This is a genomic window from Aphanizomenon sp. CS-733/32 (assembly GCF_028330045.1).
GTDB lineage: Bacteria > Cyanobacteriota > Cyanobacteriia > Cyanobacteriales > Nostocaceae > Dolichospermum > Dolichospermum gracile.
The window spans coordinates 1-9,500 of the sequence record NZ_JAQMSE010000069.1 but is presented as its reverse complement, the minus strand read 5'-3'; the positions used below and the strand labels follow the sequence as shown (position 1 = coordinate 9,500).

General features: G+C 40.4%; 7 protein-coding genes. 5 read left to right on the top strand and 2 right to left on the bottom strand.

Annotated elements, in window-relative coordinates; all coding sequences use genetic code 11:
• Both PN471_RS05690 and PN471_RS05685 read right to left on the bottom strand, forming a co-directional pair.
• A partial coding sequence (locus tag PN471_RS05690) for a cadherin repeat domain-containing protein (protein WP_271776013.1) occupies window positions 1-1,402 on the bottom strand: 1,402 nt, incomplete at its 3' end.
• Window positions 1,403-1,618: 216 nt separating this feature from the next.
• Window positions 1,619-5,236 carry a Calx-beta domain-containing protein gene (locus PN471_RS05685; RefSeq protein WP_271776012.1) on the bottom strand — a complete coding sequence of 1,206 codons (3,618 nt, stop codon included), beginning with the start codon at window positions 5,234-5,236 and terminating at the stop codon, window positions 1,619-1,621.
• A gap of 459 nt (window positions 5,237-5,695) precedes the next feature.
• On the opposite strand from PN471_RS05685, the gene PN471_RS05680 reads away from it, so the two are divergent.
• From PN471_RS05680 to PN471_RS05660, 5 genes are all read left to right on the top strand, one after another.
• A complete protein-coding gene (locus PN471_RS05680) occupies window positions 5,696-5,980 on the top strand; it encodes a helix-turn-helix domain-containing protein (protein WP_271776011.1) in 285 nt (94 codons plus the stop codon).
• Window positions 5,943-6,671 (top strand): NB-ARC domain-containing protein, encoded by a 729-nt coding sequence (locus PN471_RS05675; RefSeq protein WP_334311901.1) that lies wholly within the window; start codon window positions 5,943-5,945, stop codon window positions 6,669-6,671. Before PN471_RS05680 ends, PN471_RS05675 begins: the two co-directional genes overlap by 38 nt.
• A gap of 24 nt (window positions 6,672-6,695) precedes the next feature.
• Window positions 6,696-7,826: an acyltransferase family protein gene (locus PN471_RS05670; RefSeq protein WP_271776010.1), complete on the top strand. Its 1,131-nt coding sequence runs from the start codon at window positions 6,696-6,698 to the stop codon at window positions 7,824-7,826.
• 127 nt (window positions 7,827-7,953) lie between these two features.
• Window positions 7,954-8,952 (top strand): UDP-glucose 4-epimerase GalE, encoded by a 999-nt coding sequence (gene galE / locus PN471_RS05665; protein WP_271776009.1) that lies wholly within the window; start codon window positions 7,954-7,956, stop codon window positions 8,950-8,952.
• A 269-nt stretch (window positions 8,953-9,221) separates the two neighbouring features.
• Window positions 9,222-9,500, top strand: a 279-nt coding sequence (locus tag PN471_RS05660; protein ID WP_271776008.1) for a hypothetical protein, incomplete at its 3' end; no start/stop codon positions are given.

Below are 9,500 nucleotides of genomic sequence, written 5' to 3'. Positions count from 1 at the left end.
TGCTAAGGATGAGATTTGTTGGGATTTCGTTAAGATCATTGACGTTAATAGTTAATTGTTTTTCGTAACTTAACCCCCCTTGGTCTGTGGTTTTGACAAGGATGCTATAACTATTCTTAGTTTCAAAATCGGGGGAAGCATTAATTTTTAGTTGATTGCTACTAATGGTAAAGACATTATTATCCGTGTCTCCTGCACCGTTTACCAGGCTATAGGTAAATAATGTGTTACCTGCATCAGTATCTGTGGCGCTGAAATCTCCGATTACAGTGAGAAGATCAACATTTTCGTTAATACTGTTATTGCTAAGGGTTAGACTTGTTGGGGGTTCGTTAAGATCATTGACGTTAAGAGTTAATTGTTTTTCATAACTTAACCCCCCTTGGTCTGTGGTTTTGACAAGGATGCTGTAACTATTCTTAGTTTCAAAATCGGGGGAAGCATTAATTTTCAGTTGATTACTACTAATAGTAAAGACATTATTATCCGTGTCTCCTGCACCACTGATCAGAGTATAGGTGAAGGTATTACCCGCATCAACATCCGTCGTGCTGAAGTTTCCAATTACAGTCAGAGGGGCGACATTTTCGTTAATATTGATATTACTAAGGGTTAGATTTGTTGGGGTTTCGTTAACATTGGCAACTTGTATATTCAGTGTAGAGACAGTTAAACCCCTCAGAGTAGTCGTTGCAGGTTCGCCAAAATTATCGTAGGCTGTAATCTGAACCTCATAAATATTATCTTGATTACTATCAATGGGATTTTCAAAATCAGGAATACTATTAAACGTGAGTTGACCCGTTGTGGGATCAAGAGTAAATAAAGATTGATCCACTCCCCCTGTAATAGCAAAGGTTACAGTATCTTGTGGATTAGGGTCAGAAACTGTGAGAATAATATTATTACTATTTTCTAGAAAAGCCCCTGGGGTGGGAATCAGGGGTGCATTATTTACATAATCATCGGTAAAAGCCAAGCCCGATAGATTAGGAATCAGGACAAAATCTGAAGCGGTAACATCTGCTTTGGCTAAAAAATGAAGAGTAGCAAAGGGTTCTAGTTTATCAACACCTATTGCTTGACCTAAATCAAATGCAGGTAAAGCCCCCGCTTCTAAATCGCTAATCTGCCCAAGAGTGTTATCTAAAGTACCACCAAAAACGGCGGGAAAGTTTGCAGTAAGAACTGTATCAGGGTTAAAAGGATCATCCAAAGATTGTAGAATACTTGGATTCCATTGTATGGAAGACGAAAAACCAATTAATCCGACTGCATCACTACGGAAGTCACCAACTAAAATTTGTGCATAAAAACTGTTTCCAGCCATAACGCTATCAACAGCACCGCCGATAACACTGTCATTATCGGCAAATAGTTGGACTTTAATACTGAATGCCATAATATTTTCCTGGACTTGTCTAAATGAATTCTGACAATAACTCTACACAACGGTGTCTTGACAGTTAAGGGAACACCAAAAAATAAATTACCCAATTTTGTGGGATGGGCATGGGCATCCTGCCCGTCCTTGATGGTTAGCGGGCTTTTCGTCCCGCACCACAAGAAATTTTTGAGTATTTTTTTAATTGGAAGTCCCTAAATAGACACTGAGAACTTAAACCGACAATTTCAGTCTAATGTCAGCAGTTAAGGCATTTGCATCAAGGGTATTAATCAACCCATCACCATTGATATCAGCAGTGCCATCAAAAATTCCCCTATTAAAGTTCGTTCTTGCTTGGTTCAGTGAACCTAAATCACCGGTATTAACTTTGCCATCATAGTTGATGTCTGAGTTAAAGGTGGATTTACCGGACAAGGCGACCTCGTACTGAGACCAATTAGGAATGTTGGTAAACAATACCAGACCATTAGCAACATTAAAGTTTTCCTTAGCTGCTAAAGGATCATAGGTCAAGTTAACCCGTTGACTAGAACCCGGATTCACCAACAACTCTTTATCCCCTGACAAATCCAGATTCACAGTCACCCCGCTGACATTAATCTGAATATCCGAAACTACCAGAACACCTGACCCCGTATTAGTGATATCAAAGTATTTGGTGGTATCAGCATAATTGGGGCGGACATAATCGCTGTCTTGGTAGCCCTTACGGAACTGGGATAGTTCTGTTGTGAATTTGATACTAGAATCATTGGTATTGCCTGAATTATCAGTAATAGCCAAAGCTGGAATCACAATATCAGCTTCCTTGTAAATACCAGTGCCGTCAGGGTAAGCCCCAAAGAGACTATCATAGCTATTCCCTTCTGCTGTGTAAGCATGACCGTATTCTGAGCCTAAACCAGAGCCGCCGCCATAGCTATAGAGATTGGTTGTCTCACCGTAGAGAGTGTCAGCATCGGTGTAGCTGGTGACATAAACGCGGTTGTTATAGAAACTATCCGTTGTTCCAGCGCTCACTGAGTCAATGGTATAGTAGCCAGTATTTCCTGTCTCATTGGCATAACCACCCAATACTTGACCTGCTGTATAGGTTCCTGCTGCTGCGTAGCCGTAACCACTATAACTATCGCCATTACCGTAGGTGTAGGTGTAGTTGAATAGTTGGTTCTGGATGTCAGCTTCGTAGTATTGGCTAAAGTAGGGGTCGGAACTATTGCCACTTGCGTCATAGGCATAGCCATATTCAGAGCCTAAACCAGAGTAACCCGTTCTCCAGATATTAGTTGTTATTCCGTAACCCGTATCGCCATCGGTGTAGCTGGTGACGTAGACGTAGCCGTTATAGCCTGCGTTGGTATTGCCTAACTCAACCGAGTCAATGGTATAGTAGCCAGTATTTCCTGTCTGGTTGGCATAACCACCCAATACTTGACCTGCTGTATAGGTTCCTACTGCTGCGTAGCCATAACCACTGTAACTATCGCCATTACCATAGCTATAGGTGAAGTTATATTTCTGATTACCCAGAATATCGGCTTCGCTGTATTGGCTAAAGTAGGAGTCGGCACTATTGCCGGTTGCGTCATAGGCATAACCATATTCATAGCCTAAACCATTGTAGCCCCCCCACGAGCTAATGTTATTTGTTGTTCCATAACCAGTATCACCATCGGTGTAGCTGGTGACATAGACACGATTGTTGTAGGAACTATCTAAAGTAGTGGAGGCAATGGAGTCAATGGTGTAATAGCCATAATTCCCCGTTTCGTTATAAATGTTGCCAATGGTTTGACCTGCTGTATAAGTACCCTCCACAGCATAAACATAACCCGTATAACTATCCCCATTACCGTAGTTATAGGTAAAGTTATATTGGCTGTAAACCGAACCTATGAGAATTGGTTGGGATGTTTCCACATCTAGAGAGTAAGAGGGGTAGTTGGGGTAGTACGGGTCAAATAAAGCTAGATCATCCGCTAAAGCAGCACTATCTACTGTGGTTGTGAAATAGTAAGTCCCGGTGGAATTTTCTGTTTGGAAGCGCAGAAGAGCAAAGCGTTCTAACTGATTCACTCCTATAGCTCGACCCAATTCAAAAGCGGGGAGAGAACCGCCACTGAGGTTGTTAATCAAACCACTGCTATTGTCTACAGTTCCATCCTGTAACAGTGGGAAATTGGCGGTGATAATGTTGGCGGGGTCAAAGGGCGTATCAATAGATTCCAGAATCAGCCCATCCCAAGCTAAATTAAGTCCTAAACCGTTAACCCCAGCCGCATTTATACGCAGGTCTGCTACCTGTATTTCTACAAAGAAGGAACGATTTAGTCCTACTTGGTTATTGCTGATTATTTCACCAGGTGTTCCATCGTTATCTGCCAGCAGATTCAGTCGCACTTGCAGGATAGCAACTATGTCATCATTTACGTTAGTGATTGCCACATTTCCAGCATTACGTCCGCTATAATTGGGATCTTCGCTGATTGTCTCACCTGTCAAAATCAAGTAGCTCACATCGCCATCATTTAAATCGTCATTAACACCGGTTACAGTGATGGTCTGGGGAACATTAAAATTAGTTGGAGTAAATACCAGCGAAGTAACAGAAACTTCCCCTTCTGTTGGATCAGAACTGCTGATAGGAATAATGACATCGGCAGTTGGCTGACTGGTTAGCGATACCGTAAAAGTAGCCGTTCCCCCTGCTTCTGTCGTAAACAAACCTGGGGCAGCATTCACACTAATGTTCACCACACTACCTAATGCACTTTGTACCGCACTGACAATATTTGAACTATTATTTTCCAAAGCCACAACAGAACCATTACCCCCCAATTGAGAAATTAAGGATTCATAAGCACTGATATTTTCAGGAGTGACCGCAAAAACCGGAACAATCCTTACGCCTGCGGCACTCAGAATACTGGCAACTTGAGCGATACCAGGGTAATCCTCACCTGTTCCTGCCGGCGTACCATCTAAAATGGCATCTCCGTTGTTGGGTGTGTAAATCCCGGCAAGCGCACCATCCCCTTGAAAATGATAGGGAGCATCTGTGAAAATAATAGCGAGTCTCTGGGAGTCCGGTCGAAAACCAAGCTCACCTGTACGTAACCCAGTCTGCATTAGAGCTTCCAGTTGAGACTCAGGCCAATCACCCCCGTTTAATATCACCAGATTATCATAGGTGGACTGTACATCTGTGAGATTTGCAGTGAGGGGAAGATCTGTCCGGTAAACATAGTCCGACCCAGCGCTTCCAAAGGGAGAAATTGGTTTGTCAACAAAGGAGGCTACCGCAAATTGAGCATTAGGTTCAAAGCTCAGAATATTAGCAATTAAGCCAGGAATAAGCCCCCTAACCGTTGCAATATCGTCTCCAAATGACCCCGAAAGGTCTTGAACAAAGACAATATCGAGAAGTCCACGACTGTCGTCATTCTGGATGGTCAAAGTCGCCGTTGATACCCCCAGACTCACACCCTCTGAAGGATTAATAAGTTCCAAGCCAATAGTGTCGCTGGCTTCTACAGTGGTGTCTCCATAAATAGGAATTTCGACAGTTTGAGTTTCTTCACCAGGATTAAACGTTACTGTGATCGGGAAATTGGTATTGTTATAGTCTGTTAATTCGCTGATGCTGTCTCCCCCAGCGGCTGATCCTGGAGAGGCACTGTTGACAACTACTTGGACTGTTTGAGTTTGACTCAGGTCACCAGTTCTGGTTAAAGTTACGGCATTGTTATTGACAAAGCTTCCACTATTGCCTTCGGGAGAGATAAAAGCAGTAGTGCTAAAACTAATATATGCGATGGATTCCGTCATAAATATCACCCTGTATATTGTATATGTTCGCTTTTTTTAGTATACACTATAGATGACTAAGTTCCGTACTGACTATTACTGACTTTGTACTGACTTCGATCGCATATATATTAAGTTTTTTTAAAAGTATACATGAATTGTTCCTACAATTTTTTTCACCGGATGTCTACTATACCTTTGCTATTTTCTCGTAAGTTGGGTTTCGGACTTTAACCCAACAGACGAATCAAGGCTTTTTTCAATTGAGCGCAGGTATTAATGTGTGATATATCTATCTTTGGATGGATGACAGATAAGCCTCAAGGCATAAGCTTGACAGTTGCTTAATTGGTGCGTTAAGATGCCAAAGAGAAATTAAAAATTAAAGTCATAAATTACCTAAAATAGGCGAATTTAAGCGTAAAAATGAACCATCGTCTGTAAGCTTTCATCATGGGAATAACCACTTAACAAAAATCAATGCCAAGATCACTATGCCTTCGTTATGACTGTATTGACAAGGTTAGGGTGGCTGTTACACGCAGTGGATATGCTAACCAAAGAGCCTTAGCTGATGATACCGGATTATCCTTAGCTACAGTTAGTAATTTCTTAACTGGTAAACCTGTTAACTATAGAACCGTTGAAGAACTATGTCGCAAATTAAATCTAGATTGGCAAGAAATTACCACTAGCAGCGATGAAGTAATATCTACCCCCCCCCGCAATCCGGACAAATACGCAAAAAAAAAACAATTTCAATAAATTCCAAGATTGGGGAACAGCAATTGATATTTCACCATTTTACGGACGCAGGGAAGAACTCATACAGCTAGAATCATGGATTATCCAAGATAGCTGTCGGTTGGTAGGATTGTTCGGTATCAGTGGAGTTGGTAAAACAGCTTTAGCTACTCAACTAGCAAAACAGATTGGGGGTGAGTTTGATTGCGTTTTTTGGCGTTCAGTGCCTACTGTTCCATCTTTTGAGAGTATGATCACTGACTTGCTATCTTTTGTCTCTAATCACAAAGAAAGCAAATCCGACATTAATCGAGTTATCCATTATTTGCGTACTCGTCGTTGTCTGATTATCTTGGATAATCTTGACCCGGCTTCAGATATTAATTATATAAAATATACTCAACTCACCCAAATAATTGCGGAAACACACCATCAAAGCTGTCTGATTTTCACCAGTCAATCCAAACCTGCTGAAGTTGGTTTTATGGAGAGGTGGACATTATCAGTACGTTCTTTGGGATTATTGGGTTCATCAGAAATAGCTTTTTCCCTAATCCAATCAAAACAATTATTGGGAACTGATGAACAAAAATATGAACTATGCTATCTCTATGGAAATAATCCCCTCAAAATTAAAGTGGTTGTTAGTACCATCATTGACTTATTTGATGGTGACATTGGTAAGTTTCTAGAAGAAAAAAGTACCCGTTAGACTCTCAAATAAGATATTCTGTCTATGCGTCTGAGTTCACTTGATGTATTTCGTGGTATTACCATCGCTGCCATGATTCTTGCTAATATGGCCGGGGTTGCAGATGATGTTTATCGTTCCCTCAGTCATGCTGAATGGCACGGGTGTACACCTACTGATTTAATATTTCCCTTCTTTCTATTCATTGTTGGTGTGGCAATGACGTTTTCTTTAGCAAAATATACCGCCCAGAACAAACCCACCAAAGCAGTTTATTTACGCATCCTGCGCCGGACTGCGATTCTATTTATATTGGGTTTAGTATTAAATGGTTTTTGGAATAAGGGTGTTGGAACTTTTGATTTAAGTAGTATCCGCTTGATGGGGGTATTACAACGGATTGCGTTAACTTATCTTTTTGCATCTTTAATAGTTTTAAAATTACCTCGCAAAAGTCAATGGTTAGTAGCAGGAGGATTACTCATTGCTTATTGGTTGACAATGATGTATGTTCCTGTTCCTGATTATGGTGCAGGAGTGCTAACAAGAGAAGGTAATTTTGGTGCATTTATTGACAGATTAATTATTCCCAAGGCACATTTGTATAAAGGTGATGGGTTTAATTTTCTGGGAGATCCTGAAGGACTTTTTAGCACTATTCCAGCGATAGTTAGCGTTTTGATTGGTTATTTTACTGGGGAATGGATTAAAGATAAAAAACAGGCTACTTCACAAACTAGCATGGATTTAGTATTGTTTGGTTTGTGTTGTTTGGTAATTGCAATTATTTGGGATGTGTCGTTCCCAATTAATAAGAAAATTTGGACAAGTTCCTATGTTTTATTTACCTCTGGTTGGGCGTTAATGTTATTAGCAGCTTGTTATGAGTTGATAGAGGTGAGGCTAATTAAACGCTGGAGTAAGCCTTTTGAGATCATGGGATTAAATGCGATCGCTCTTTTTGTAGCTTCTGTATTTCTAATTAAAATCATAGCCAAAATCCAACTGGGTACAGGTGAAACTGCTGTTAGTATCTATAATTGGATTTACAAAAATATCTTTGTATCTTGGGCAGGAAATTTCAATGGCTCATTTTTGTTTGCATTTATTACCTTGTTATTTTGGTATGGTGTGGCTGTGTTAATGTATCAGAAACGCTGGTTTATCAAAGTGTAAATAAAGTTCTGTTGGGACAGGCATATTGACCGGAGATCAGATCCCCGACTTCTTTAAGAAGTCGGGGATCTGATTTCAAATTAAGCTAAATTAGATTAACAAAATGACCATCAAGGAGAAATAAACTATGTCAGCGAGAAAACCTAGCATTTTGGTGACGGGAGGAGCAGGATATATTGGTTCTCATACAGTGTTAGCACTCAAGCAAGCTGGTTATGAGGTAGTCATCCTGGATAACTTGGTGTATGGACATCGGGATTTGGTAGAAGAGGTTTTAGAGGTAGAATTGATTGAAGGGGATACGAGCGATCGCACTTTATTAGATAATCTTTTTCAGAGTCGCCATTTTGCCGCAGTTATGCACTTTTCCGCCTATGCTTATGTAGGTGAATCTGTCACTGACCCAGCTAAATACTACCGGAATAATGTTTTAGGAACGTTGACATTATTAGAGTCAATGTTAGCAGCTTCTATTCATAAATTCGTCTTTTCTTCCACCTGTGCCACCTATGGTGTACCGAATTTTATTCCGATTACGGAAGATCATCCCCAAAATCCCATTAATCCCTATGGTGCAACTAAATTAATGGTAGAAAGGATATTAACTGATTTTGATGTGGCATACAATTTTAAATCAGTACGTTTCCGCTATTTTAATGCTGCTGGTGCTAACCCTGAAGGATTATTAGGAGAAGATCATCATCCCGAAACCCATTTAATCCCTTTAGTGTTACAAACAGCATTAGGTAAACGGGAATATATTAGCATTTTTGGGACTGATTATCCTACTCCTGATGGTACTTGTATTCGGGATTATATTCATGTCAATGATTTAGCCAATGCTCATATTTTGGGACTAGAATATTTATTAAATGGTGGTGAAAGCGAAGTTTTTAACTTAGGTAATGGTAACGGTTTTTCAGTTAGGGAAGTGATTGCTGCGGCAGAAGATGTCACAGGTATGGTAATATCAGTCAAAGAATGCGATCGCCGTCCCGGAGATCCTCCAGCCTTAATTGGTACAAGCGAAAAAGCTCAGAAAATCTTGAATTGGCAACCCCAATATCCAGGTATTAAAGATATCGTCTCTCACGCTTGGCAATGGCATCAACAAAGGCATAAATAAAAGCCTTAGAGGGTGTTTTAAAAGTTTATGGCGATGAGAAACCGCTACCACACAAACAAAGTCCACGCTTTTGAACCCACGAAGGTGGGTTTCGTCTGTGTAGCCGCGACTTCTAGTCGCCAGGTGGATAACAAATTAGACTCCACCCATACAAGACTTCCCCTTGGGGGGTTATTGTTTTTGAATTGCTTTTTGAACTCTCTCAACTTGTAGAGGAACTTCCGCCTCCGTCAATAATATTGTCCCCAAAATAACTATCACGAAAATATATGACAACCAACCCACCAATTCTCACTTATACTCTGGAAGAAATATTATCTCGTTTGGATCAAAAGATAGAGAAGCAATTTACAGAAGTTAACCAAAAAATGGATCGGCAATTTGCTGAAGTCAATCAAAAGTTTACTGAAGTCAACCAAAAACTAGAAACTATTGATGGTAGACTAAATAAACTGGAAATTGGACAAGCAGAACTATCAGGGGAAATTAAAACCTTAGATAAAAAACTATCAGGGGAAATTAAAACCCTAGACGAAAAACTATCAGGG